Raw genomic sequence first — 25,890 nt, 5'->3', positions numbered from 1 at the left:
TCGAACAGGAGGTTCGCATACTGAACAACCCCTTCGCGGTGTGGCGGCAGCCACACGAGCGGCCCGGCCACGTCCGGAATCCGCCGCCTCAGCAGGGTTGACAGAACCCCGGGGCGACCGCACCATCGCTCTCAGCGTTTTCGAACTACTTGTTCACTATCTGAACAGAACGCTGACTCGCCTCACACTGACGAAGGAGTTGCCGATGGGGCCCGCAGGAAACGAAGCCGATGCGGATGTGATCGTCGTCGGTGCCGGCGTCGCGGGCCTCGTCGTGGCCCGCGAGCTGGGCCGCGAGGGCCTCCGGGTGGTCGTGCTCGAGGCCCGTGACCGGCTGGGCGGCCGGGTCTGGACCGACCGGCGCCTCGGCCGCGACCTGGAGATCGGCGGCACGTGGCTGCACTGGACCCAGCCGCACGTCTGGGCCGAGATCGCCCGCTACGGCCTGGACATCACCCGGGGGCCGCGGCCCGAGACCGCCTACTGGCTCGCGGCGGACCAGGTCCGGACCGGCACGCTGGACGAGTTCATGGAGCTGATCGACCCGGGCATGCGGCGCGTGCTGGACGGGACGATGCAGTGGATCCCCCGCCCGCACCAGCCGGTGTCGAACCCGGAACTGGCCTCGGTCGACGGCTTCAGCATCGCCGAGAAGCTGGCCGAGGCCGAGCTCTCCGACGAGGAGCTCCAGGCCAACGAGGCCGCGTGGGTCGGGCACTTCAACGCCCCGCTCGAGGCCGGCGCCTTCACCAACGCCCTGCGCTGGACCGCCGCGGCGGCCGGCTCGTGGCACCTGATGCACGAGGCCTCCGCGGTCTTCCGGCTCGCAGAAGGGACGAGGAGCCTGGTCGACGCGATCGCCGCCGAGGTGACCGGTGAGATCCGCACCGGCGCCGAGGTGGTCCGGGTCGAGCACGGCGACGGGCGGGCGACCGTCCGGCTCGCCGACGGCGAGACCCTGTCCGCGAAGCGGGTCGTCCTGACGCTCCCGCAGAACATCCTCGGCGACCTCGACGTCTCCCCGCCGCTGAACGAGGCGAAGCGCGCCGCGAGCAAGGAGGGCACGGCGTCGCAGGGCGTCAAGGCCTGGATCCGGGTCCGCGGCCCGCTGCAGCCGTTCTTCGCCTACTCGGCGGCCGACCGTCCGCTGGCCGTGGTCCGGACCGAGTACCTCGGTGACGACGACGCGGTCCTGGTCGGCTTCGGTGCCGACTCCACCCGCCTGGACCCGAACGACATCGACCAGGTGCGGGCGGCGCTGCGGGTGTGGCGCGACGACCTGGAGGTCCTCGAGGTCACCGGGCACGACTGGATGAGCGATCCCCACTCGCGGGAGACCTGGCTGATGCAGCGGCCCGGCCAGCTCACCCGCTACCTGGAGGGCCAGCAGGCGTCCGAGGGCGCGCTGCACCTGGCCAGCAGTGACACGGCCAACGTCTGGGCCGGCTTCATCGACGGCGCGATCGAGAGCGCCCTGCACGTCAGTCGCGAGATCCGGCGCACGCTCGCCGGCGGGCCCACCGCCGGTGACGCACGCGCCCAGCAGAGCTGAGGAGAGCCACCATGACCATCGACCAGGCCACCTTCCGCACCGTCATGGGTCACCTGCCGACCGGCGTGGTCGCGATCGCGGGCATCAGCGCGCTCGCGCCGCACCCGCAGGGCCTCGTCGTGGGGACCTTCCAGTCGCTGTCGCTCACCCCGCCCATGGTCGCCTTCAGCGTCGACCGCTCGTCGAGCAGCTGGCCCAAGGTACGCACCGCGGGCCGGCTGGGCGCCAGCGTCCTCGCGGCCGGGCAGGAGCCCGTCTGCCAGGCCCTGTCCCGCAAGCAGCCCAACAAGTTCGCCGACGTCGCGTGGCACCTGTCCGAGTACCGGACCCCCCGGATCGCCGGCGCCCACGCGTGGATCGACTGCGCGATCACCCACGAGCTCGACGGCGGCGACCACGTCATCGTCCTGGCCGAGGTGCTGCACATGGAGGCCGGCGAGGGCGACCCCCTCGTCTTCCACCGCGGCCGGCTGGGCAGCTACCGCGAGCCGGTGGCGGCCTGACCCCGCCCGTCCCACGACCGCCCGCACGACCCGACACGGAGCTGAAGTGACAGCAGGACAGCACACGGCCGTTCCCGAGACGACCGAGACCGAACTCGAGCAGATCCTCGACACCGCGCGCGCGGCCGGCCGCCCGTGGGCCGACCTTCCCGACCGCCGGCGGGCCGAGCTGCTCGTGGCCGTCGCGGACGCCCTCGACGCCGAGACCGAACAGCTCGCCGAGCTCGCCGGCACCGAGACCGGCCTCCCGCACGCCCGGCTCACCGGCGAGGTGAAGCGCACGAGCGTGCAGCTGCGGATGTTCGCCGAGGAGATCCGTTCCGGCGTGCACCTCGACGTGATCCTCGACCGGGCCGATCCCGACTTCGCCCTCGGGCCCCGTCCCGACCTGCGGCGCTACCAGATCCCGGTCGGCCCGGTGCTGGTCTTCGCCGCGAGCAACTTCCCGTTCGCCTTCTCCGTCGCCGGTGGTGACACCGCGGCCGCGCTGGCCGCCGGCTGCCCGGTCGTGGTGAAGGCCCACTCGGGCCACCCGCGCACCTCGGCCGCGACCGCCGCGATCGTCCAGCGGGCGCTCGCGGAGGCCGGCGCGCCCGACGGCGGCCTTGCACTCGTCACCGGGTCCGAGGCCGGTGTGCGGGCGCTGAAGGACCCGCGGATCGCCGCGGCGGCCTTCACCGGCTCGGTCGCCGGGGGTCGGGCGCTGGCCGACATCGCAGCGGCCCGCCCCACCCCGATCCCGTTCTTCGGCGAGCTGGGCAGCCTCAACCCGGCCCTCGTCACCGGCGAGGCGGTCACCGAGCGCGCCGAGGAGATCGCCGCCGGGTTCGTCGACTCCTTCACCCTGGGCTGCGGCCAGTTCTGCACCAAGCCCGGCGTGCTGCTCGTGCCGGCCGGGACCGGGCTGCCGGCGCGCATCGCGGAGCTGGCCGGGCAGAAGCCCGCCGCCCGGATGCTCACCGACAAGATCGCCCACGGGTACGCCGACCGCCTCGCGGAGCTCACGGCAGCACCCGAGGTCGAGGTGCTGGTCAAGGGCAGCACCGTCGAGGGCGACCCGGTCGCGAGCGCGTCCCCGTCCGTGCTGCGCACCTCTGCGCGGGCGCTGGCGGCCCACCCCGAGCAGCTGCTCGACGAGGCGTTCGGTCCGGTGGCGGTCCTCGGCGAGTACGACACGCTCGACGAGGTCGACGCGGTCCTGCAGCAGGTCGGCGGCTCCCTGACCGTCACCGTGCACACCGGCGGCGAGGTCGACGAGCGTGCGGCGCAGGACCTGCGGTCGGTCGTGCGGGTCGCGTCCGAGCGGGCCGGCCGGATCGTCTTCAACGCCTGGCCGACCGGCGTCGCGGTCACGCCCGCCCAGCACCACGGCGGCCCGTACCCGGCGACGACGGCGCCCGCTCACACCTCGGTCGGTGCCACCGCGATCCGCCGGTTCCTGCGGCCGGTCACCTACCAGAACGCCCCGGAGGCCCTGCTGCCCGAGCCGCTGCAGGAGTCCAACCCGCTGGGCGTGCCGCGCCGGATCGAGGAGGCCGGGCGGTCGACCACCTGGGGGGTGACCACCGGCTGAGCCCGGCGCGGGAGCCCGGTCACCTCCTGCTCGGTCCCACCCCTTCGATGCGTTCACTTTCCGAACGTCCCTTACACTCGCGTCGAGCCGCCGTGTGCGCACGGCGCGAGCGAAGGGGTGGGATGAGCGAGTCCGGGGAAGCGACCGATCTGGTCAACAAGTCGGTGGTGAAGGCCGTGCGGCTGCTGCGCGAGCTGGCAGCACAGCCGGCGGGCGGCGCCACGGCCTCGACCCTGGCCAAGGCCTCCCGCATCTCCCGGCCGACCGCGTTCCGGCTGCTCCACAGCCTGGAGCGCGCGGGCCTGCTCGACCGCGTCAGTGGCAACTACGTCCTGGGCTGGGAGATGGCCCGGCTCGGCCGCCTTGCCGACCCGTACGCCGGGCTGGCGACCCGGACCCAGCCGGTGCTCCAGGAGCTCGCCGACGAGTTCAACGAGTCGGTGACCTTCTCCGTGGCCACCGCCCCCGACCACCTCGACCTCGTCGCGGAGGCCGCGGGATCGCACGTCGTCGGGGCGACCACCACCGGGATGGTCGGGAAGCAGTACCCGCTGCACGCCAGTTCCAGCGGCAAGGTGCTCCTGTCGGAGATGCCGCCGGACATGCTGAACCAGGTACTGCCGGCCACCCTCGAATCGTTCACCCCGCACACCGTCGTCGATCGGGAGGTCCTCCTCCGCGAACTCGCACACGTGCGCGAGCAGGGCTACGGAATGATCGACAACGAGCTCGAGGAAGGCCTGCTGTCGATTTCCTGCCCCATCCGGGATTCGGCCGGAAAGCTGGCCGCGGTCGTCACGATCAATGCACCGCGGTACCGGTTCGGGCGCGACCGGGTTCCCGAGGCGGTGGGCCGCATGCGCCGGACCGTGCAGGAGCTGGCCGGCGTGTTGTGGCCGGACAGCGCGGGCTGAGCCCGCTCCGTCCGCCACCGGGTCACGCACGATGACGTGACCCGGTGACGTTCTTGAGGGCCTTCCGGCCACGGTGCAGATGTCGCGATCCACCGGCCGGAAGGCCCTCTTCGGTGTGTCCGCCGCACCCGCGATCTCGCACCGGAATTCGCGCCGCCACGCCGCGGCACCCGGCCCCGGAAATCGGTTCGATCCGGTTCCGGCGATCCGTTGACGGCAGCCTCGCAGGCGCCTTACAGTGGCGTCATCATCTGAACACATCGTTCAGAATCTGAACACTCACCGTGGAGGGATCGCCGTGGCCGACCGCCGCATGCGACTGTTCGCTTTCGACTACCCGGGACCCGCACACCTCTCGGCGGGCCTGTGGAAGCACGAGTCCGACCGTGGGCCCGGCTACAAGAGCCTGAGCTACTGGACCGACTACGCGAAGATGCTCGAGGAGGCCCGCTTCGACGGGATCTTCTTCGCGGACAACGTCGGCTACCACGACGTCTACGAGGGCGGGCCCGGCGCCGCGCTGGCCGACGCCGCGCAGATCCCGGCGAACGACCCGCTCATGGCCGTCTCGGCGATGGCGAGCGTGACCAGCGACCTCTGCTTCGGGCTGACCGGCTCGACCACCTACGAGCACCCGTACGCGCTCGCCCGCCGGTTCAGCACCCTCGACCACCTGACCGACGGCCGGGTCGGCTGGAACCTCGTGACCTCCTACGCCGACAGCGCCGCGCGGAACCTCGGCACCGGCGTGCAGATCCCCCACGACGAGCGCTACGAGCGGGCTGCCGAGTACCTCGAGGTCTGCTACAAGCTGTGGGAGTCCTCGTGGGACGACGACGCGGTCGTGATCGACCGCGAGCGCGGCATGTACATCGACCCGTCCCGGGTGCACGACATCTCCCACCACGGAAAGTACTTCGACGTCGACGGGTTCCACCTGTGCGAGCCGTCGCCCCAGCGGACCCCGGTGATCTTCCAGGCCGGTGGGTCCTCCCGCGGCCGCGCGCTCGCCGCGCAGAGCGCCGAGGCGGTGTTCGTCAACGCGGTCTCGATCGGCGCGCTCACGCGGCAGGTCGATGCCGTGCGCGAGCTGGCGGTCGAGCACGGCCGGGGCCCGGACGCGGTCAAGGTGCTGCAGATGCTCAACGTCATCGTCGCGCCGACCGACGAGCAGGCCCACGAGAAGCACGCGTACTACCGCAAGCTGGTCAGCTACTCCGGCGCCATGGCCCGGTACAGCGGCTGGACCGGTCTGGACATGTCGCAGTTCGACCCGGACGTCCCGCTCCGCCACGTGAAGACCAACGCCGGCCAGACCATGGTCGACCTGTTCTCCAAGATGGACCCGGACAAGGAGTGGACCCCCCGCGACATCGCCGAGTTCGTCGGGATCGGCGGAACCGGCCCGACCATCGTCGGTTCGCCGAAGACCGTCGCCGACGAGCTGATCACCTGGATGACCGAGACCGGCATCGACGGGTTCAACTTCGGCAACTGCGTCAAGTACCAGGACATGGCCGACTTCGGCGAGCTCGTCGTCCCCGAGCTGCAGCGTCGTGGCGTCGTCTGGAACGACTACGAGGGCTCGACGATGCGCGAGAAGGTCTACGGCGCGGGCACCGTCCGGCTGCGTGACGACCACCCCGGCCGCGCCTACGCCGGTCGCGCCGTCGCGGCCGTCTGAGCGGACCGCCGAGGAGGAGGGGACCGACATGCTGAACGCCACCGCGCGGACCGAGATCGCCGCATCGCTGCGCGCCGCCCGCGCCGAGGTGCGGTCGATCACCGCGCCCAGCAAGGAGTGGGACGGCCTCGACGTCGAGAGCGCGATCGAGATCCAGAAGGAGAACGTCGCCCACGCCGTGGCCGCCGGCGACCGCGTCGTCGGGTACAAGCTCGGCAACATCGCCGAGGCGATGCAGTCGGCGTTCGGCCTGAACCGGCCCGACTACGGCCACCTGCTGGCCGGCACGTTCCGCTACGAGCGGACCACGGTGGACCGGACCGACTACGTCGCACCGTACGTCGAGCTGGAACCGGCGTTCGTGCTGGGGCGGGACCTGCAGGGGCCGAACGTCACCGTGGCCGACGTGATCACCGCCGTGGACCACTGCCTTCCGGCGATCGAGATCATCGACTCGCGGTGCGAGAACTGGGAGATCACCCTGCCGGACACCCTGGCGGACAACGGGTCCACCGGTTCGGTGATCCTCGGTGGCCGGCCCCGCCGGCTCGACCAGCTGGCCGTCGACGAGCTCGAGGGGACGGTCCTGTCCGACGGAGTCGAGGTCGCGCGCGGCTCGACCAGCGCGATCCTGGGCAACCCGCTGTCGGCCGTGGCGTTCGTCTGCAACACGCTCTCCGGCTACGGGATCGGGTTCCACGCCGGTGACGTCGTCCTCGCCGGCAGCTGCCTCGCGGCCGTCCCGATGGAGAAGGCCGGGCAGTGGGCCGGGCACTTCGCCGGCTGGGGCAGCGTCGAGTTCGAGGTGCGGTGACCCGATGAAGATCGAGCGTATCGATCTCTACACCGTGGACCTGCCCTACGCCTGGGGGGTCTACAAGCTCTCCGGCGGCCGGTCGCTGACGTCCTTCGACGCCACGATCGTGCGGATCACCGCCGATGACGGCACGGTCGGCTGGGGTGAGAGCACCCCGTTCGGCTCGACCTACGTGGCCGCGCACGCCCGCGGGGTACGGGCCGGCATCGCCGAGCTCGCCCCGGCCCTGCTGGGCCGTGACCCCCGCCGGGTGGAGCGCATCAACGACGCGATGGACGCCGCGCTCAGCGGGCACAACCACGCGCGGACACCGCTGGACGTCGCGTGCTGGGACCTGTTCGGCAAGGCGGTCGGCCTGCCCGTGTGCGACCTGCTCGGCGGTTCCACGGACGTGCCCATGCCGATGATCTCCTCGATCCCCGCCCGGGCGCCCGAGGAGATGCGGGCCCTGGTCGCCGAGCAGCGCGAACGGGGCTACCGGGCCCACTCGATCAAGATCGGAGCCCTGGACGCCGAGGGCGGCCCGGCGCTCGACGCCGAGCGGATCGCGACCTCGCTGGCCGACCGGCGGCCGGGCGAGTACTTCCTGGTCGACGCGAACTGCGGGCTGCTCCCCGAGTCGGTCCTGCGGATGATCCAGCTGCTGCCGGACGGCCTGGACTTCGTGCTCGAGGCACCGTGCGCGACGTGGCGGGAGACGCTGTCGCTGCGCCGCCGCTGCCCCTACCCCCTCGTCGTCGACGAGCTCTCCCAGCTCGACGCGGACGTGGCGATGGTGCTCGACCAGGACGCCGCCGACGGGATCGGGCTCAAGATCTCCAAGGCGGGCGGCCTGACCCCGGGGCGCCGGCAGCGCGACATCTGCCGGGCCGCCGGGCTCACCACGAGCGTCCAGGAGACGACCGGCTCGGCGATCGCCTTCTCGGCCATCGTCCACCTGGGGGCGACCGTCCCCGCCCGGATGCTGCGCGGGGTGCTGAACACCCAGGACATGGTGGCCCTGCGGACCGCCCGGTTCGACGCGCCGGTCGTCGACGGCGGGATCCTCCCGACCACGGCGCCCGGCCTCGGGATCACGGTCGACGAGGACGTCCTCGGTGACCCGGTCCAGACCTGGGAGGCCTGAGCGCGCGCCGGCCGCCGGTCAGACCGCGTCGAGACGGTCCGCGAGCGCCTCGCAGACCTCCCGGAGCGCGTCGAGGCCGGCGGCCACGGCCGGCTGGTCCTGCGAGCCGGACCGGACGGCGGCGATCACGCGGCGGATCGGGACCGGCGGGGTCCGGATCGGCAGCCGGCGGGTGTCGTGCCGGGTCGGCAGGTCGGCCAGCCGGGGCACCAGCGCGACCCCGAACCCGTACGAGACCAGGGCGGCCCCGGTGTCCCACTCGTCGGCGTAGTGGGCGATGTCCGGGGCGAAGCCGGCGCCGGCGCACGCGACGGTGACCAGCTGGTGGTAGGCCCGCCCCGGGTTGCTGCAGATCCACCGGTCGGCGGCGAGGTCGCCGAGGGCGACGTCGTCCCGCCCGACGAGCGGGTGCCGCGGCCCGACGAGGACGTCGAGCGGCTCGTCGTAGAGCGTGCGCTGCGCGAAGGCCGGGTCCGAGACGGGCGGGATGTCCGCCGTGGCCACGACGACGACGATGTCGGCCTCGCCGGCCGCGAGCAGGTCGAACGACCGCGCGGGCTCGGCCTCGCGCAGGCGCAGCCGGAGCCCGGGGTGCATCCCGCGCAGGCGGTCGAGGGCCGGCGGGACGACGGTCGCGGCGGCCGTGGAGAACCCGCAGAACTGCAGCGTCCCGGCGAGGTCGCCGTCGCGGTGCGCGTGCAGGTCGGCCTTGGTCCGCTCCCACTGCGCGGTCAGCGTCTCGCCGTGTGCGAGCAGCGTGTGCGCGGCCGGGGTCAGCCGGACCCGGCGACCGTCGGGCTCGAGCAGCGTGACCCCGAGCTCGCGGGCCAGCGCCTGCATCTGGTGGGACGCCGCCGACGGTGTCATCCGGCAGACCTCGGCCGCGGCGGTGACCGTCCCGTGCCGCGCGATCGCCCGCAGCACGCGCAGCCGCCGGTCGATCATCCACGAATCGTACACGGTACTGCGTTCGATACTGAGATGGACGCGGACGGAGTCCGGTGCCGACACTGTGGGCCGGCACCGTTGCCGACACCACATCGCGCACGGTGCATGGCGCCGACCGGTCGTCCCGAGAGGAGTCCCGCCATGACCGACCCGAACGCGGCGCTGCCGGCCCGCCCGGTCCATCCCTCGCTGTTCACCACGGAGAGCACCTACCGGGCCACCCGCCTGCCGGTGGAACGGGCCTCGACGCTGCTGCCCGACGCCTACACCTCGCCGGAGTTCTTCGCCCTCGAACAGGAGCGGGTCTTCGCCACCGGCTGGGTCGCGGTCGGGTTCGTCTCCGACGTCGACCGCCCCGGGGCCTGCGTGGTCGTGGAGGTGGCCGGCCGCTCGGTCATCGTCACCCGCAACCGGCACAGGCGGCTGCGCGCGTTTCACAACGTCTGCCGGCACCGCGCCACCCAGCTGCTCGACGCGGACGCGCGCGAGGTCGGCCGGCACGGCCGCATCCGGTGCCCGTACCACAGCTGGACTTACGACACCGACGGCCGGTGCCTGGGCACCCCGCTGTTCGAGGGGTCCGACGTGCCGCCGGGCGAGGAAGCCGTGTTCGACACGTCCGTCGCCCGGGACTTCGACCGCGCCGACTACGGCCTGCTCGACGTCGCGGTCGACACCTGGGGGTTCTTCCTGTTCGTCAACCTCGACCCCGATCCGGCACCGCTGGCCGATCACCTCGGTGACCTGCCGCAGCGCTTCGCCGGCCACCGGCTCGAGGACTGGACCCCGCAGCGCCGCCGCACCTACGAGGTCGCCGCCAACTACAAGCTCGTCGGCGAGAACTTCATGGAGTACTACCACCTGCCGTGGGTGCATCCCGAGCTCAACCAGGTGTCCCGGTTCTCCGACCACTACCGCTGGCAGGGACCCGGGATGTACACCGGCATGTGCACCACGCCGGTGTCCCGCAACACCGAGGCCGGCGGCTGGGACGGCCTGGCCCCGCTGAGCACGCTCGGCCCGGAGGACGCCGACAGCGGCCGGTTCGTGTGGCTGTTCCCCAGCACCGCGCTGGTCGTGCTGCCCAACCACGCGTTCGTGCTGCTCAACCGCCCGGTCTCCGCGAACCGCACGATCGAGACCGCCGTCCTGCTGACCCATCCGGAGTCCCTCGACGACCCGCGGGCCGAGCAGGGGCTCGATCAGCTGGAGGCGTTCTGGGACCTGGTCAACCGCCAGGACCTCGAGATCGTCGGGCGGGTGCAGAAGGGCGTCGAGAACCCCGCCTACCGGGGTGGCCGGATGTGCTTCCGGTTCGAGGAGCCGCTGCACCGGTTCCAGAACATGGTCATCGACCGGATGGTCGGGGTGGACCGCGTCCCCGGCGGCGACGCGGAGGCACTGGCCCGGATGTTCCCGGACCCCTGAGGACACCTCACCCGGACAGCTGGGCCACGAGCGTGGGCCACGGCACGGCGCGCCCGTACAGCCAGCCCTGCGCCGTGTCGCAGCCGGCCGCGCGCAGCCGGGCCCGCTGCGCGCAGGTCTCCACGCCCTCGGCGGTGACCGCCATCCCGAGCGAGTGGGCCAGCCCCACCATGCTGTCCACGATGGACTCCGCACCGGAGTGCGGGGTGCGGATGCCCTCCACGAGCTCCCGGGCGAGCTTGATCGTGTGCAGGGGCAGCAGGGGCAGGTAGCTCAGGTGGGAGTATCCGGTGCCGAAGTCGTCGACCGCGATCCGCACGCCGAGCTCGGCCAGCGCCGAGATCGCGGCGACCGGCCGGCCGGGCGGGCCCAGCAGCGCGCTCTCGGTCAGCTCGAGCTGGAGCCGGCGCGGCGGCAGGCCGGTGCGGTCGAGGATGTGGGCGACGTCCTCGACGAGGCCGCCCTCCTGGGCCTGCCGCACGGCGAGGTTGACGCTGACGAACAGCTCGTCGTCGGGGTGCTCGGCGTTCCAGGACGCGACCCGCTCGCACGCCTCGGCGAGCACCCGCCTGCCGAGCGGGACGATCGCCCCGCTCTCCTCGGCGAGGTCGATGAACCGGTCCGGCGACAACCGCCCGAACGTCGGGTGCTCCCACCGCACGAGCGCCTCGATCCCGCGCGGCCGCCCGTCCCGCAGCCCGACGATCTGCTGGTACTCGACGACGAACTCGTCGTTCTCCAGGCCGGGCAGCAGCGTGGCCGACAGCGCGTAGCGGGTCATGTCCCGCGCGTTGCGTTCCGGGTCGAAGCGGGCCCAGCGGTTGCGGCCGTCGGCCTTGGCCCAGTAGAGGGTGACGTCGGCGGACTTGAGCACCTCGGCCGGGCTCGTCCCGGCGACGGGGCACTCGACGACACCGATGCTCGCCGAGGTCCGCAACCGGTGCCCGTCGACGTCGATCGGTTCGGCGAGCACCTCCAGCACGGTCCCGGCCAGCTCGTCCAGCTCACCGTCACGCGGGTCGACCGCGAGCACGACGAACTCGTCGCCGCCCATCCGGGCGACCAGGTGACCGTGCCGGGACACGCAGGCGTCCAGCCGGGCCGCGACCGAGACGAGCATCCGGTCGCCGACATCGTGCCCGAGCCGGTCGTTCACCGCCTTGAACCGGTCGAGGTCGAGGTAGCACACCCCGATCCGGGCGCCGGCCCGGGCGAACGCGGCGGCCAGCCGTTCCTGGAACAGCGTGCGGTTGGGCAGCCCGGTGAGCGGATCGTGCGTGGCCTGGTGGCTCAGCCGCTGCTGCAGCTCCCGGCGGTGGGTGATGTCCTCGACCATCGCGACGGTGAACTGCGGCTCGCCGGCCGCGTCGCGGATGAGCGACGCGGTCAGTTCGGTCCAGACGAAGTGCCCGTCCCGGTGCCGGTAGCGCTTCTCGACCCGGGCGTGGTCCCGCTCCCCGGTGATGATCTCCTCGTACATCCGCCAGGTGTCGGCGGCGTCGTCGGGGTAGACGAAGTCCTCCACGCGCAGCCGGCAGAACTCCTCGATCGTGTAGCCCAGCATCGACGCGAAGGCCTGGTTCGCGTCGACGATCCGGCCCTTCAGGTCGGCGATCCCGATCCCGATCGCGGCGTTGGCGAAGATCGCGTGGAAGCGGGCCTCGGTGGCGCTGAGCGCCTGCGCGATGCGGCCCCGGGCGTCCTGCTCGGCCCGGCGCATCATCTCCTGCTCGTCGAGGATCCGGGCGCGCAGCCGGGCGGTGTACCCGCCGGCGACCGCCGCCAGCAGGGACGGCGCCGCGTCCTCCGGCAGGCCCGCCGCGGCGAGGACGGGCGCGAGCCGGCCGCCGAGCGCCTCGACGGTCGCCGGGAGGGCCTCGGGGGCGATGAGATCGGCGTCCACGAGGGCCGCGCCGACGCCCGCGGCGCCGTCGTCCGGCGCCCCGGCGGCGACGCCCGCGACCAACCGCCCCGCCGCGTCCCGGAGGAACGCCAGGAGGTCGTCCCGGCTCATCGGCAGGTACGCCGAACGCGCCAGTCCCGCGGCCCAGGACGCCACGAGCGGCTCGATGTCGGGGATCGTCGTCTCCTCCTCCCGGCGGTAGCGTGCCAGGCACGGCCTGCGCCGAGCATAGGGTGCCGATCCGCCATCCGGAGGCACGTGTGGCGGCGTCCCCGCCTCGGCCAGGGGAGGATGTCGACCGGAGGAGTGACGTGGAACGGCCGAGCTGGGCACCCGAGGGCATCGATCTGGACCGGCCGAGCGCGGCCCGGGTGTACGACTACTTCCTCGGCGGGGCGCACAACTTCGCCGTCGACCGCGGCCTCGCCGAGATGATCGCGGGCATGACCCCGAACATCGGGGACACGATGCGCGCCAACCGGTCGTTCCTGCGGCGGGCGGTCCGGTTCATGCTCGCCGAGGGCATCGACCAGTTCCTCGACCTCGGATCGGGGATCCCGACGGTCGGCAACGTGCACGAGGTCGTCCGGCAGGCGAACCCGGAGGGCCGGGTGGTCTACGTGGACGTGGACCCGATCGCGGTGTCGCACAGCCGGGCGATCCTCGACGACGACGAGCACACCGTCGCGATCCAGGCCGACGTGCGCGAGTGGGACCGGATCCTCGAGGCGCCCGAGACGCTGCGGCTGCTGGACCTGACCCGGCCCGTCGGCGTGCTGCTCCTCGGCGTCCTGCACTTCGTCCCGGACGCCGACGACCCGGCCGGGATCGTGGCGCGGATCCGGGACGTGATCGCGCCGGGCAGCTACGTCGCGCTCGTCAACGCGACCGACGCCGACCAGCCGCCGGAGGTCATCGAGGCGCAGAAGCTCTCGTCGCGCACCGGCACGCCGATCTTCCTGCGCTCCCGGGAGGCCCTCGCGGCACAGCACGCGGGCCTCACGCCGGTCGAGCCGGGTCTGGTGCACCTGCCGCTGTGGCGACCCGACTCGCCGGTGGACGTCGACGACCACCCGGAACGTTTCGGCGCGCTCGGGGTGGTGGCGCGGAAGGACTCCTGAGGCCCGGCGGTCGAGGGCCGAAGCAACAGCACGGAGCGCCGAGGCTTGCGACGTACAACCAGTTGGTTGTACGTTGTGCTCGTGACCGACCAGGACGAGGACCGGGCCGACGCCCTGTTCTCCGCACTCGCCGACCGGACCCGCCGCGACATCATGCGCCGGGTCCTGGCCGGGGAGCACTCGGTCTCCGCGCTCGCGGCGCACTACGAGATGAGCTTCGCCGCGGTGCAGAAGCACGTCGCCGTGCTGGAGAAGGCCGGCCTGCTCACCAAGCGGCGCGACGGTCGCGAGCAGCTGGCCAGCGGTGACGTGGCGGCGGTGCGGTCCGTGGCGTCCATGCTCACCGAGCTGGAGCAGGTCTGGCGCGGCCGCGTCGCGCGTATCGACGAGCTCATCGCATCCGATCCGACCGGGAGGACCGAACCGTGCCCGTGACCGACGTCCAGCAGGACCTCGACGCCCTGACCCTGACCATCACCGCCGACTTCGCCGCCCCGCCGGCACGGATCTGGCAGGTCTACGCCGACCCCCGCCAGCTCGAGAAGGTGTGGGGGCCGCCCACCTACCCGGCGACGGTCGTCGACCACGACCTGTCCCCCGGCGGCCGGGTGACCTACTACATGACCAGCCCGGAGGGCGAGAAGTACGCCGGGTACTGGCGGGTCACCGCCGTCGACGAGCCGACGGGCTTCACCTTCGAGGACGGCTTCGCCGACCAGGACTTCAACCCGGTGCCGGACATGCCGGTCTCGACGAACGTGTTCACCTTCACCGAGCACGGCGGCGGCACCCGCGCGACGTACGTGAGCACCTACGGGTCCGCCGAGGGACTGCAGAAGGTGCTCGACATGGGCGTGGTGGAGGGTGCCACGTCGGCGATCAACCAGATCGACGACCTGGTCGCCTCCTGAGGGAGGTACCCCGCGACCGGCTACGCGGGCAGGTCGACCAGCTCGGCGAGCCGGGCGCGGTGCGCCCCGGGCGAACCCAGGCCGATCTGGTCGGCCTTGGCCCGCTTGAGGTACAGGTGCGCCGGGTGCTCCCAGGTCATCCCGATGCCGCCGTGCAGCTGGATCGCCTCCTCGGCCGCGAGCACCGCCAGGTCGCTGCAGAACGCCTGCGCCACCGCGGTGGCGACGGGCAGGTCGGCGTCGCCGGCGGCGAGTACGGCCGCGGCGTAGCGGGCGGCGGCGTTCGCGGAGTCGACCTCGGCGGACAGGTCCGCGAGGCGGTGCTTGAGGGCCTGGAAGCCACCGACCGGGCGGCCGAACTGCCGGCGCACCTTCAGGTAGGCGACGGTGTCGTCGAGACAGGCCCTGGCCAGCCCGACCTGCTCCGAGGCGAGCAGCGCCGCACCGGCCCGTAGCCCCTGCCGGACCGCCGCCTCGCCGTCGGCGGTGACCAGGTCGGCCGGCGCGCCGGCGAACGACACGTCGGCGAGCCGGCGGGTCATGTCGAGCGAGACCACCGGTTCCACCCGGCAGCGGTCGGCCGGGACCGCGTACAGCGCGGTGCCGTGCGCCCCCGCGGCCGGCACCAGCAGCAGGTCGGCCTCCAGGGCCCCGGCCACGCTGGTGACCCTGCCGTCGAGCCGGCCCTCGGCATCGGCCCGTACGGCGGGCACCGGTCCGTCCGGCCCGGTGGGGAACGGCACGGCGAGCGCCGCGGTCCGCTCCCCCGCCGCGAGCGGGCCGACCAGGTCGGACCCGGCCTCCAGCAGCACCGTGGTCGCGACGACCGCGCTGGTCAGGTACGGCACCGGGGCCACGGCCCTGCCCAGCTCCTCGAGCACGACCGCGGCCTCGCGGGCCGACGCACCGGCCCCGCCCCGGTCCTCGGGCACGAGGATCCCGGCCAGGCCCAGATCGGCGCCGATCACCTTCCACAGGGTCGGGACGAGGCTGCGGTCCCCGTCGTAGAGCGCGGTCACCGCACCCGGCTCGCACCGGTCGGTGAGCGCGTCGCGCACGGTCGCCCGGAGGTCGTCCTCGACCTCGGTGTAGAGCAGGTCCAGCTCGTCGCTCACTTCTCGAGCTCCTTCCAGGGCACGTCCTTGTCGACGCGGGGCTCGGGCGGCAGGCCGAGCACCCGCTCGGCGACGATGTTGCGGAGGATCTCCGAGGTGCCGCCCTCGATGGAGTTGCCCTTCGCCCGCAGGTAGCGGTATCCGGCGTCGCGGCCGGTCATGTCGACCTGCTCGGGCCGCACCATGGTCCAGTCCGAGTAGCGCAGGCCGTCCTCGCCGAGCAGCTCGAGCTCGAGCCCGGACAGCTGCTGGTTGAGCCGGGCGAACGACAGCTTCATGGCCGCGCCCTCGGGTCCCGGCTGGCCCTGGGCCAGCTTCTGGCGCAGCCGCAGCCCGGTGAGCCGGGCGACCTCGGACCCGCCCCACAGCCGCAGCAGCCGGTCGTGCAGCTCCGGGGTGCGGCGCTCGGGGTGCGACCGCCACGTGTCCGCGACGACCCCGACCATGCCGCTCTCCCGCGCGGCGGCCCGGCCGCCGATCGCGACCCGCTCGTTGTTGAGGGTGGCGTTGGCGACCCGCCAGCCCAGCCCCTCGGCGCCGAGCCGGTGGGCGTCCGGGATCCGCACGTCGGTGAGGAAGACCTCGTTGAACTCGGCCTCACCGGTGATCTGGCGCAGCGGCCGGACCTCGACGCCCGGGTCGGTCATGTCGCACAGGAAGTAGGTGAGGCCGGCGTGCTTGGGGACGCCCGGGTCGGTGCGGGCGACCAGGATGGCGAACCGGGCGCCGTGCGCGCCCGAGGTCCAGACCTTCTGCCCGTTGACGACCCAGTCGTCGCCGTCACGGACCGCGCGGGTGCCGACGTTCGCCAGATCGGATCCGGCGCCGGGCTCGCTGAACAGCTGGCACCAGATCTCCTCGCCCGTCCACAACGGACGGAGGAAGCGCCGCTTCTGCTCCTCGGTGCCGTAGGCCAGGATCGTCGGCGCGGCCATGCCGAGCCCGATCGTGTTGGCGCGCCGCCGGTTGTCCGGGGCCCCGGCCTCCTGGAAGAGCCGGTCCACATCGGCCTGCAGTGCCTGCGGCAGGCCGAGCCCGCCGTGCCCCTCGGGGAACGACACCCAGGCCAGCCCGGCGTCGTACCGCGCGCGGAGGAACTCCAGGGGGTCGGTCCCGGCCGGGTCGTGGTCGGCCAGGAAGGCCGCGACGCGGGACCGCAGGTCCTCGCGCACCGCCGTCTCGTCAGCCATGGGTGTCCTTCCGGTCGGCCGCCTGACGACGGAGCTCGGTGCGGGCCAGCGCGTTCTTGTGGACCTCGTCCGGGCCGTCGGCGAAACGCAGCGTCCGGATGCCGGCGTAGGCGGCGGCGAGCGGGAAGTCCTGGGACAGCCCGCCGGCGCCGTGCACCTGGATCGCCTTGTCCAGGATCCACTGGACCGTGGCCGGGGTGGCGATCTTGATCGCCTGGATCTCGGAGTGCGCGCCCTTGTTGCCGACGGTGTCCATCAGCCAGGCGGTCTTGAGCACCAGTAGGCGGAGCTGCTCGATGCGGACCCGCGACTCGGCGATCCAGTCGCGGACCACGCCCTGCTCGGCGATCGGCTTGCCGAACGCCACCCGCTCGCTCGCGCGGGCGCACATCAGCTCGACGGCCCGCTCGGCGACCCCGAGCGACCGCATGCAGTGGTGGATCCGCCCCGGCCCCAGCCGGGCCTGGGCGATGGCGAACCCGTCGCCCTCGCCCGCGATGAGATTGGTCGCCGGGACCCGCACGTCGGTGAAGGTCATCTCGGCGTGCCCGCCGTGGTCGTGGTCGTCGTAGCCCAGCACGTGCATGCCGCGCTCGATCGTGACGCCCGGCACGTCCCGCGGCACGAGGATCATCGACTGCTGCCGGTGCCGGTCGGCCGACGGGTCGGTCTTGCCCATCACGATGAAGATCCGCGCGTTCGGGTTCATCGCGCCGGTGATCCACCACTTGCGGCCGTTGATGACGTAGTCGTCGCCGTCGCGCTCGATCCGGGTCCCGATGTTGGTGGCGTCCGAGGACGCCACGTCCGGCTCGGTCATCGCGAACGACGACCGGATCTCGCCGGCCAGCAGTGGCTCGAGCCACTCCTGCTTCTGCTGGTCGGTGCCGAACTGGGCGAGCACCTCCATGTTGCCGGTGTCCGGCGCCGCGCAGTTGAGCGCGGCCGGCGCGAGGTGCCCGCTGCGACCGGTGATCTCGGCCAGCGGGGCGTACTGCAGGTTGGTCAGGCCGGCACCGTGCTCGCCGGGCAGGAACAGGTTCCACAGCCCGCGCCGGCGGGCCTCGGCCCGCAGCTCGGCGAGCACCGGCACCGAGTCGAAGGCCCACCGGTCGGGCAGCTGCTCCAGCTGCTCGGCGAAGACGGGTTCGGCCGGGTAGACGTGCGAGTCCATGAAGTCGAGCAGCGTCTTCCGCAGCTCGAGCGTCCGGTCGTCGAAAGCGAAGTCCATCTGCTAGGTCTCCTTCAGTGCGGTGAGCCCCAGGTCGAGCAGCGGGACGACGGTGTCGCCCACGTGCTCGAATCCTGCCCCCACGGTGTGTCCCCGGAGGTGGCGACAATGGATGCCCTCGAGGATCGCGGCCAGCTTGAACGCCGCGAGCCCGAGGTGGAAGCCGAGACGCGAGAGGTCGCGCCGGCTGCGCGCGGCGTAGCGCTCCAGGATCTCCGGCTCGGTGAGGTGCCCGGGCGCGCTCGCGGCATCGGCCACCGCGGTCCGCCCGGGCAGCGCGCCCAGGCGCTGGTAGAGCACCAGCAGGGCCAGGTCGGTGAGCGGGTCGCCGAGGGTCGCCATCTCCCAGTCGATCACCGCGGCGATCCGGTCGGTGCCGTCGACGAGCACGTTGTCGAGCCGGTAGTCGCCGTGGACGATCCCGGGCGCCGACTCGTCGGGCACGTCCTCGGCCAGCCGGCGGTGGAGCTCGTCGGCGGCCGGGAGGTCGCGGGTGTGCGACGCGTCGAGCTGGGTGCGCCAGCGGCGCACCTGGCGGGCCAGGAAGCCCGCCGGCCGGCCGAAGCCGGCCAGCCCCACCGCGGCCGGGTCGACCTCGTGCAGGACGGCCAGGGTGTCGACGAGCCGGGTCGAGATCGCGCGGGTGCGCTCCGGGCCGAGCGCCACCAGTTCCGAGGCGTACCGGTACGGGGTCCCGGCGACGTGCTCCATGACGTAGAACGGCGCCCCGAGGACGGTGTCGTCGTCGCACCGCGCGCACGTCCGCGGCACGGGCACGCCGGTGTCGCGCAGCGCGGTCATGACGCGGTACTCGCGACCCATGTCGTGGGCCGTGGCGAGCACGTGCCCCAGCGGCGGGCGGCGAACCACCCAGGACCGGCCGTGCTCGTCGGCCACCCGGTAGGTGAGGTTGGACTTGCCGCCGGTGAGCAGCGTGGCGGTGAGCCGCTCCCCCACTCCGGGGACGGCCGTGCGGAGCCAGCCGCCCAGGCGGTCCGGGTCGAGGCCGGGCGGGTGCGTACCGGGGGCGTCGGCGGCCTCGCCGGGCTCGGACGCCTGCCATGCCGTCACGAGAACGCCCCCCGGTCCTCCAGCCGGCGCTGCAGCTTGTTCATGCCGTGCAGCCAGCGGTCCGGCTCGGTGGCGCGGGTGGCGTAGTACCCGGCCACCTCGGGGTGCGGCAGGATCAGGAACCGGTCGTCCTGCAGCGCCTGCCACACGGCCTCGGCCACGTCCTCCGGGGAGATGGCGCTGTCGTGGCTGAGCAGCTCCTGCAGCGGCCCGGCCCCGTCGAGCATCCGGGTCCGGACGCCCTGCGGGCAGATCGCCTGGACGACGACGCCCCGGTGCCGGTAGGTGGCCGACAGCCACTCGGCGAACGCGACCGCGGCGTGCTTGGTCACCGAGTAGACCGGGCTGCCGAGCATGGTCAGCAACCCGGCGGCCGACGCGGTCGCCACGAACCGCCCGCCGCCGCGCTCCACCCAGTCGGGCACGAGCAGGCGCGCGGCCCGCACGTGGGAGAGCACGTTGATCCCGAGCGCCGCTTCCCAGTCCTCCTCGGGGGCGTCGAGCCCGTGGCCGCGGTCGATGCCGGCGTTGGCGAACCAGACGTCGATCGCGCCCAGCTCGGCCCGCGCCGCCGCCACGAGCGCGGCGACACCCTCCTCGGTGCCGAGGTCGCCGGGGACCGCGTGGCCGCCGATCGCCGCGGCGGCCGCGGCCGCGGCGTCGGCGTCGATGTCGTTGACGACGACCCGGCCACCCTCGGCGGCCATGCGTGCCGCCAGCGCCCTGCCGATGCCGTGACCGGCCCCGGTGACCACGATTCCCTTGTCCTGCACGGTCATCAGGCAGCTCCAGTCAGGGTGATGCCACCGTCGACGAGCAGCAGCTGGCCGGTCATCCAGGCGGCGTCGGCGGAGAGCAGGAACGCCACCACGCTCGCGACGTCCGCCGGCACGCCGAGCCGCTTGAGCGGGTAGGTCGCGGCGACCTGCTCCTCGCGGCCCTCGTAGAGGGCGGTCGCGAACGCCGTCTTCACCACGGCGGGGGCCACGGCGTTGACCCGGACGTCCGGGCCGAGCTCGACGGCCAGCTCCTGGGTGAGGTGGGTGAGCATCGCCTTGCTGGCGCCGTAGAAGCCGATGCCCGGCGCCGGCCGGGTCCCCGCCACCGAGGACACGTTGACGATCGCCCCGCCGTGCTCGCGCATCCACTCCCGGTGCGCCACCTGCACCCAGGACAGCGCCGCCAGGCAGTTGACCTCGACGGTCTTGCGGGCCGCGGCGATGTCGAGGTCGACCAGCGGCCCGTACACCGGGTTGATGCCGGCGTTGTTGACCAGCAGGTCGACGCTGTCGAAGGTCGCGATCGCGCGGGCGACGGTCTCGGCCTGGTGCGCCGTGTCGTCGGCCCGCCCGGCGACGCCGACCGCGTGCGCAGGCCCCCCGAGCGACTCCACCGCGGCGTCGAGGGCCTCCTGCTTCCGCCCGGTGATCACGACCCGGGCGCCCTCGGCCACCAGCCGCTCGGCGACGCCCAGCCCGATCCCCCGGCTGGCGCCGGTGACGATCGCGGTCCGCCCGTCCAGCCGCCCGCTCACGACAACCGCTCCAGCACCATCGCCATGCCCTGGCCGCCGCCGACGCACATCGTCTCCAGGCCGAACTGCTTGTCGTGCCACTGCAGGGAGTTGACCAGGGTGCTGGTGATCCGGGCCCCGGTCATGCCGAACGGGTGGCCGACGGCGATCGCGCCGCCGTTGACGTTGAGCTTGTCCTCGTCGACGCCGAGCTCGCGGGCGGACGGGATCACCTGCGCGGCGAACGCCTCGTTGATCTCGACCAGGTCGATGTCGTCGATCGTGAGGCCGGCGCGGGCGAGCGCCTGCCGGGAGGCCTCCACCGGGCCCAGCCCCATGATCTCCGGCGAGAGCCCGGAGACCCCGGTGCTGACGATCCGCGCGAGCGGGGTCACGCCCAGCTCCGCCGCCTTCCGCTCGGACATGATCACGAGCGCGGCGGCGCCGTCGTTGAGCGGACAGCAGTTGGCGGCGGTGACGGTGCCGTCGGGCCGGAACACCGGCTGCAGCCCGGCCACGGACTCCGGGGTGACGCCGGCCCGCGGCCCGTCGTCGGCCGTGACCCGGGTGCCGTCGAGCAGCGTGACCGGGGTGATGTCTCGCTCCCAGAAGCCGTCGGCGATCGCCTTCTCGGCCCGGTTCTGGCTGCGCACGCCGAACGCGTCCTGCTCGGCCCTGGTGACGCCGGCGTACCGGGCGACGTTCTCCGCGGTCTGCCCCATCGCGATGTACACGTCGGGCAGCGAGCCGCCGGCGCGCGGGTCCGTCCAGGTCGTCGCACCGCCCTCGGCGGACCGCTGCGTGCGGGACTCCGCCTCGGCGAACAGCGGGTTGTGGGTGTCCGGGAGCCCGTCGGCGGAGCCGTGGACGTAGCGGCTCACCGTCTCGACCCCGGCCGAGACGAACACCTCGCCCTCGCCGGCCCGGATCGCGTGCATCGCCATCCGGGTGGTCTGCAGGCTCGAGGAGCAGTAGCGGTTCACCGTCACGCCGGGCAGGTGGTCCATGCCGGCGAGGACCGCGACCACCCGGGCCATGTTGTAGCCCGACTCGCCGGCCGGCTGGCCGCAGCCCAGGACGAGGTCGTCGATCTCGGTGCGGTCGAGCTGCGGAACCTTGGCCAGCGCGGCCTCGACCATCTGCACGGTCAGGTCGTCCGGGCGCATGTCCTTCAGCGATCCCTTGCCGGCCCGGCCGATCGGCGATCGCGCCATCGAGACGACGACGGCGTGCTCCATACCAGTCCCCTTTGACTAAGCGCTCACTTAGATTACGTTGTGCCCTACGCTGGTGCACCGCGACCGCACGGTCAACGCGCCGGCCCGATGACGTGGATCACATGCGCTGCCGGGAGGAGTGACCGCATGACCGGTACCCGCGACCGCTCCCGGAGCGACGAGACCCGGGCCAAGCTGCTCCGGGCGGCGACGACGGCGTTCGCCGAGAAGGGGTTCCACGCGACCACCACGCGCGACATCGCCACCGCCGCGGGCATGAGCCCGGCCGCCGTCTACGTGCACCACCGCTCCAAGGAGGAGCTGCTCCACCTGATCTCCCGGGCGGGACACGAGACGACCCTCGAGCTCATCCGCGCCGCCGTGCGCTCGACGTCCGACCCCGCGGAGCAGCTGACGGCCGTGATCCGCGAGTTCGCGGTCCACCACGCCCGCGCCCACACCACGGCCCGGATCGTGAACTACGAGCTCGCGGCGCTCTCCCCGGAGCACCACGCCGAGATCCGGGAGCTGCGCCGCGCCATCAGCGCCGAGCTGCGGGCCCTCATCCAGCGGGGCATCGACGCCGGTGTGTTCCGGACCCCGCACGCCGACATGGCCGCCACCGCCCTGCTCTCGCTCGGCATCGACATCGCCCGCTGGTACCGCACCGACGGGCAGTGGTCGCCGGACGACATCGGCGGCTTCTACGCCGACCTGGCCCTGCGCATGGTCGGCGCCGGCTGACCGACGATCCGAGCCCGGTCCCGGCCGGGATCCGCCTCGGCGGGCACGGCCGACCGTCGTAGCGAGCGGCCGCACCGCAGCGCGCCGCAGAGCACGCGAATCCAGCCGACATGCAGCTCAGGGCGAATTGTCGATCTTCGCCGGACGCTCGGCTGCACCTCGGCAGGAGTGTTCCGGACACGGACCTTCCCGGGAGCCGGATCACAGCTGAGCGATCCGAGCGGCACCTCGGCGGGCACCGCGTGACGCCCACGCCGCCGGCGGAGCCCCCGCAGAACGAACCGGCAACCGACCGCACCTCGTGGGTGGACAAGCTGCATACAATGCGTCTACATTCTGTGTATCGACGCAAGGGTGCTCGATACCCGGCACCTGCTTCGAGTGGCCCCACGCACCACGCCGGTGCGCACCGGTCATGCCGCCCCTCAGGGCGCCGACAGACTCAGGAGCAGACGACAGATGTCATCCCCCACCACGCCGGAGAGGCGTCGAGGCCGCAGCAGCCTCGGCGTGGTCGCCGGCTCCAGCCTCGCCGGCACCGCGGTCGAGTGGTACGACTTCTTCCTCTACGGGACCGCCGCCGCGCTGGTGTTCAACCACCTGTTCTTCCCGTCGGAGGATCCGCTGGTGGGCACCCTGCTCGCCTTCGCGACCTACGCCGTCGGCTTCGTCGCCCGACCGCTCGGCGCCGCCGTGTTCGGTCACTACGGTGACGTGCTCGGCCGGCGGGCCACCCTGATCGCCAGCCTGCTCCTGATGGGCGGGTCGACCTTCCTCATCGCGTTCCTGCCGAGCTACGACTCGATCGGCGTGCTCGCCCCGCTGGCGCTGGTGGTGCTCCGGCTGATCCAGGGCTTCGCGCTGGGCGGCGAGTGGGGCGGCGCCGTGCTGCTGGTCGCCGAGCACGGGGACTCGCGCCGCCGCGCGTTCTGGTCGTCCTGGCCGAACGTCGGTCCGCCGCTGGGCAACCTGCTCTCCGCGGGCGTGCTGGCGCTGCTGTCCGGCCTGCTGACCGAGGAGGACTTCCTGTCCTGGGGCTGGCGCATCGCGTTCGCCCTCTCCGCCCTGCTCGTGGTGGTGGGCCTGGTCCTGCGGCTGTACGTCGAGGAGACCCCGCTGTTCCAGGAGGCCCGTGCCCGCCAGGAGCAGCCGGGCGCCACGCGCTCGATGCCGCTGTCCGACGCGGTCCGCCACCACTGGCGGAAGATCCTGCTGGCCGCCTGCACCCGGTTCGGCGAGAACGCCGGCTTCTACATCTTCTCGCTGTTCGTGATCACCTTCGTGACCCAGGCCATGAAGATGGACAGCGGGACCGCGCTGATGGCCGTCATGATCGGCCAGGGGATCGCCGTCCTCACCATCCCGCTGTTCGCGACGCTGGCCGACCGGGTCGGGCGGCGCCCGATCTACCTGGCGGCCTCGGTGGCCACCGTCGTGTGGGCGTTCGCGTTCTTCGCGCTGCTGCAGACCCGGCAGACCGCGCTGGTCGTGCTGGCCGTCGCGGGCGGGCTGCTCATCTTCGCCGCCTACAGCGGGGTGATCGGCGCCTTCTTCTCCGAGCTGTTCCCCACCGAGGTCCGGTACTCGGGTGTCTCGCTGGCCTACAACCTCGCCTCCGTCGTCGCGGGCGGCCTGGCTCCGATGATCGCGCTCGCCCTGTACCGGGCGTTCGGCACCGGCTACGCGGTCGCCTTCTACCTCGCAGGCATGGGGATCGTCTCCCTGGTCGCCACGGTGCTGTCCCGCGAGACCCGCAACATCGACCTGTCCTCCCTCGACTCCACCGCCCAGGGCGCGACCGGGTCGACCAGCCACGCCGGCACCTGACCCGCCGAGGAGAACCATGCGCATCGCGCTCATCCAGACCGGCAGCCCCACGGGCGAGGACGCCGCCGCCCGGCGGGCCCGGGTCGGCCGCACGCTGGCGGACCTGCCCACCGGGATCGACCTGATCGTCCTGCCGGAGCTGTGGGCCGTCGGCTTCCACCACTTCGACGACTACACGGCCGAGGCCGAGGACCTCACCGGTCCGACGGTGCGGCTCTGCGCGGACGCCGCCCGCGCCCGGCAGGCGTGGGTGCTGGCCGGCAGTATCGTCGAGCGGGCCGACGGGGGCCGCCTCCGCAACACCGCCGTCCTGCTCGACCCCGAGGGCCGGGTCGCGACGACGTCGAGCAAGATCCACATCTTCGGCTACGCCTCCCGCGAGGTCGAGCTGCTCAGCCCGGGCGACACGGTGTCGTCGGCGCCGACGCCGTTCGGCCGTCTCGGCACGACCACCTGCTACGATCTGCGGTTCCCCGGTCTGTGGAACGAGCTGGTCGACGCCGGTGCCGAGCTGGTCGCCGTCCCCGCCGCCTGGCCCGCCGCCCGGCTGGAGCACTGGCGCCTGCTCACCACCGCCCGGGCCCTCGACACCCAGACCTTCGTCATCGCCGTCAACAGCTGCGGCACCCAGAACGGCGTCGCGCTCGGCGGCCACAGCCGGGTCGTCGACCCGTGGGGCGAGGTCGTCGCCGAGGCCGGCGCGGACGAGGAGGTCCTGATCGTCGACATCGACCCGGCACGGGTGGGCCGGACCCGCACCGAGTTCCCGGTACTCGCCGACCGGCTGACCGACTACCGTCCGCTCCGACGGACCGAGGTGACCGCATGAACCCGTCACAGCCCGCACTCGTCCTCACGGTGCTCGGCACCGACGAGACCCTGCACCTGACCGACTTCCAGGCCGTCGTCGCCGGCTACACCGGCCGTGACGAGGACGCCGTCCGTCACCACATCGACGAGCTCGCGGCCATCGGCGTGCCGGAGCCGCCCGAGGTCCCGATGTTCTACACCGTCGCCGCCGAGTCGGTGACGACCGCGCCGCACATCGAGGTGTCCGGCGGTGACACCTCGGGCGAGGCCGAGCCGGTGCTCGTTCGCCACGACGGCCGCTGGTACCTGGGTATCGGCTCCGACCACACCGACCGTGAGCGGGAGACCGTCGACATCGGCGACTCGAAGCGGGCCTGCCCGAAGCCGGTCGCCACGCACGTCGTCCCGGTCCCGGACTGGGACGGGCTCGACTGGGACGCCACCACGATGTCGTCGTGGGTCGACGGCGACGCCTATCAGGACGGCTCGCTGGCGAAGCTCCGCCGGCCGGCCGGCCTCGTCGCGCTGCTCGGCGAGCGCGGCCTCGACCAGGAGCGCGACCTCGTGTGCTTCGCCGGAACCGTCCCCCTGCTCACCGGCACGTTCGTCGCCGGAACGACCTGGCACCTGCGGCTGGCCCTGCCGGACGGCCGCACCCTCACCCACACCTACGACGCGAAGAAGGCCTGAAC

At 73.0% G+C, this 25,890-nt stretch carries 24 protein-coding genes; 15 read left to right on the top strand and 9 right to left on the bottom strand.

The window, feature by feature from the left end; translation table 11 throughout:
* The first annotated feature begins 205 nt into the window (after window positions 1–205).
* From H7X46_RS04860 to H7X46_RS04830, 7 genes are all read left to right on the top strand, one after another.
* Window positions 206–1,552, top strand: a complete 1,347-nt coding sequence (locus tag H7X46_RS04860) for an NAD(P)/FAD-dependent oxidoreductase (protein ID WP_186358262.1) — start codon at window positions 206–208, stop codon at window positions 1,550–1,552.
* 11 nt (window positions 1,553–1,563) lie between these two features.
* Window positions 1,564–2,055 (top strand): flavin reductase family protein, encoded by a 492-nt coding sequence (locus H7X46_RS04855; RefSeq protein WP_186358261.1) that lies wholly within the window; start codon window positions 1,564–1,566, stop codon window positions 2,053–2,055.
* 46 nt (window positions 2,056–2,101) lie between these two features.
* Window positions 2,102–3,628, top strand: a complete 1,527-nt coding sequence (locus tag H7X46_RS04850) for an aldehyde dehydrogenase (NADP(+)) (RefSeq protein ID WP_186358260.1) — start codon at window positions 2,102–2,104, stop codon at window positions 3,626–3,628.
* Between the two features lie 122 nt (window positions 3,629–3,750).
* Entirely contained in the window at window positions 3,751–4,542 is a 792-nt protein-coding gene (locus tag H7X46_RS04845) for an IclR family transcriptional regulator (protein ID WP_186358259.1), read from the top strand.
* Window positions 4,543–4,855: 313 nt separating this feature from the next.
* Entirely contained in the window at window positions 4,856–6,226 is a 1,371-nt protein-coding gene (locus H7X46_RS04840; protein ID WP_186358258.1) for an LLM class flavin-dependent oxidoreductase, read from the top strand.
* Complete coding sequence (locus tag H7X46_RS04835; RefSeq protein ID WP_222131198.1) at window positions 6,174–7,040, top strand: 2-keto-4-pentenoate hydratase; 867 nt, start codon at window positions 6,174–6,176, stop codon at window positions 7,038–7,040. Before H7X46_RS04840 ends, H7X46_RS04835 begins: the two co-directional genes overlap by 53 nt.
* A gap of 4 nt (window positions 7,041–7,044) precedes the next feature.
* Window positions 7,045–8,169, top strand: a complete 1,125-nt coding sequence (locus tag H7X46_RS04830) for a mandelate racemase/muconate lactonizing enzyme family protein (RefSeq protein WP_186358257.1) — start codon at window positions 7,045–7,047, stop codon at window positions 8,167–8,169.
* Between the two features lie 18 nt (window positions 8,170–8,187).
* On the opposite strand, the gene H7X46_RS04825 is transcribed toward H7X46_RS04830, so the two are convergent.
* Window positions 8,188–9,114 (bottom strand): LysR family transcriptional regulator, encoded by a 927-nt coding sequence (locus H7X46_RS04825; protein WP_186358256.1) that lies wholly within the window; start codon window positions 9,112–9,114, stop codon window positions 8,188–8,190.
* Window positions 9,115–9,258: 144 nt separating this feature from the next.
* Between H7X46_RS04825 and H7X46_RS04820 the strand changes: the two genes are divergently transcribed.
* Window positions 9,259–10,545, top strand: a complete 1,287-nt coding sequence (locus H7X46_RS04820; protein WP_186358255.1) for an aromatic ring-hydroxylating dioxygenase subunit alpha — start codon at window positions 9,259–9,261, stop codon at window positions 10,543–10,545.
* Between the two features lie 7 nt (window positions 10,546–10,552).
* Here the strand turns inward: H7X46_RS04820 and H7X46_RS04815 are convergent, their stop codons facing one another.
* Window positions 10,553–12,604 (bottom strand): putative bifunctional diguanylate cyclase/phosphodiesterase, encoded by a 2,052-nt coding sequence (locus H7X46_RS04815; protein WP_370588609.1) that lies wholly within the window; start codon window positions 12,602–12,604, stop codon window positions 10,553–10,555.
* Between the two features lie 155 nt (window positions 12,605–12,759).
* Between H7X46_RS04815 and H7X46_RS04810 the strand changes: the two genes are divergently transcribed.
* The 3 genes from H7X46_RS04810 to H7X46_RS04800 all read left to right on the top strand — a co-directional run bounded on the left by H7X46_RS04810 (window position 12,760) and on the right by H7X46_RS04800 (window position 14,480).
* Entirely contained in the window at window positions 12,760–13,569 is an 810-nt protein-coding gene (locus H7X46_RS04810) for an SAM-dependent methyltransferase (protein WP_186358254.1), read from the top strand.
* A gap of 81 nt (window positions 13,570–13,650) precedes the next feature.
* Window positions 13,651–14,004, top strand: a complete 354-nt coding sequence (locus H7X46_RS04805; protein WP_186358253.1) for a metalloregulator ArsR/SmtB family transcription factor — start codon at window positions 13,651–13,653, stop codon at window positions 14,002–14,004.
* The gene (locus tag H7X46_RS04800) at window positions 13,995–14,480 is read left to right on the top strand and encodes an SRPBCC domain-containing protein (protein ID WP_186358252.1); all 486 of its coding nucleotides are present in this window, start codon (window positions 13,995–13,997) and stop codon (window positions 14,478–14,480) included. The genes H7X46_RS04805 and H7X46_RS04800 overlap by 10 nt, the downstream gene beginning before the upstream one ends.
* Window positions 14,481–14,500: 20 nt before the next feature.
* Here H7X46_RS04800 and H7X46_RS04795 read toward each other — a convergent pair whose 3' ends face one another.
* From H7X46_RS04795 to H7X46_RS04765, 7 genes are read right to left on the bottom strand one after another with little or no spacing between them, the layout of a single operon-like run.
* Window positions 14,501–15,595, bottom strand: a complete 1,095-nt coding sequence (locus H7X46_RS04795; RefSeq protein WP_186358251.1) for an acyl-CoA dehydrogenase family protein — start codon at window positions 15,593–15,595, stop codon at window positions 14,501–14,503.
* Window positions 15,592–16,785, bottom strand: coding sequence for an acyl-CoA dehydrogenase family protein (locus H7X46_RS04790; RefSeq protein WP_186358250.1), 1,194 nt, complete (start codon window positions 16,783–16,785; stop codon window positions 15,592–15,594). The genes H7X46_RS04795 and H7X46_RS04790 overlap by 4 nt, the downstream gene beginning before the upstream one ends.
* A complete protein-coding gene (locus H7X46_RS04785; RefSeq protein WP_186358249.1) occupies window positions 16,778–18,016 on the bottom strand; it encodes an acyl-CoA dehydrogenase family protein in 1,239 nt (412 codons plus the stop codon). The genes H7X46_RS04790 and H7X46_RS04785 overlap by 8 nt, the downstream gene beginning before the upstream one ends.
* 3 nt (window positions 18,017–18,019) lie before the next feature.
* Window positions 18,020–19,087, bottom strand: coding sequence for a phosphotransferase family protein (locus H7X46_RS04780; protein ID WP_186358248.1), 1,068 nt, complete (start codon window positions 19,085–19,087; stop codon window positions 18,020–18,022).
* Window positions 19,084–19,866 carry an SDR family oxidoreductase gene (locus H7X46_RS04775; RefSeq protein WP_186358247.1) on the bottom strand — a complete coding sequence of 261 codons (783 nt, stop codon included), beginning with the start codon at window positions 19,864–19,866 and terminating at the stop codon, window positions 19,084–19,086. The genes H7X46_RS04780 and H7X46_RS04775 overlap by 4 nt, the downstream gene beginning before the upstream one ends.
* On the bottom strand, window positions 19,866–20,621 hold the full coding sequence (locus H7X46_RS04770) for an SDR family oxidoreductase (protein ID WP_186358246.1): 756 nt from the start codon (window positions 20,619–20,621) through the stop codon (window positions 19,866–19,868). The genes H7X46_RS04775 and H7X46_RS04770 overlap by 1 nt, the downstream gene beginning before the upstream one ends.
* On the bottom strand, window positions 20,618–21,838 hold the full coding sequence (locus H7X46_RS04765; protein WP_186358245.1) for an acetyl-CoA C-acetyltransferase: 1,221 nt from the start codon (window positions 21,836–21,838) through the stop codon (window positions 20,618–20,620). The genes H7X46_RS04770 and H7X46_RS04765 overlap by 4 nt, the downstream gene beginning before the upstream one ends.
* Window positions 21,839–21,964: 126 nt before the next feature.
* On the opposite strand from H7X46_RS04765, the gene H7X46_RS04760 reads away from it, so the two are divergent.
* From H7X46_RS04760 to H7X46_RS04745, 4 genes are all read left to right on the top strand, one after another.
* The gene (locus H7X46_RS04760; protein ID WP_186358244.1) at window positions 21,965–22,561 is read left to right on the top strand and encodes a TetR/AcrR family transcriptional regulator; all 597 of its coding nucleotides are present in this window, start codon (window positions 21,965–21,967) and stop codon (window positions 22,559–22,561) included.
* Window positions 22,562–23,020: 459 nt separating this feature from the next.
* Complete coding sequence (locus H7X46_RS04755; RefSeq protein ID WP_186358243.1) at window positions 23,021–24,388, top strand: MFS transporter; 1,368 nt, start codon at window positions 23,021–23,023, stop codon at window positions 24,386–24,388.
* Between the two features lie 16 nt (window positions 24,389–24,404).
* Window positions 24,405–25,217, top strand: a complete 813-nt coding sequence (locus H7X46_RS04750) for a nitrilase-related carbon-nitrogen hydrolase (RefSeq protein WP_186358242.1) — start codon at window positions 24,405–24,407, stop codon at window positions 25,215–25,217.
* Window positions 25,214–25,888, top strand: a complete 675-nt coding sequence (locus tag H7X46_RS04745) for a DUF2848 family protein (RefSeq protein WP_186358241.1) — start codon at window positions 25,214–25,216, stop codon at window positions 25,886–25,888. Before H7X46_RS04750 ends, H7X46_RS04745 begins: the two co-directional genes overlap by 4 nt.
* Window positions 25,889–25,890: the final 2 nt, after the last annotated feature.

The sequence above is a fragment of the Pseudonocardia sp. C8 genome, from assembly GCF_014267175.1.
GTDB lineage: Bacteria > Actinomycetota > Actinomycetes > Mycobacteriales > Pseudonocardiaceae > Pseudonocardia.
The sequence above is the reverse complement of the archived record's forward strand: the minus strand, read 5'-3'. Positions and strand labels throughout refer to the sequence as shown.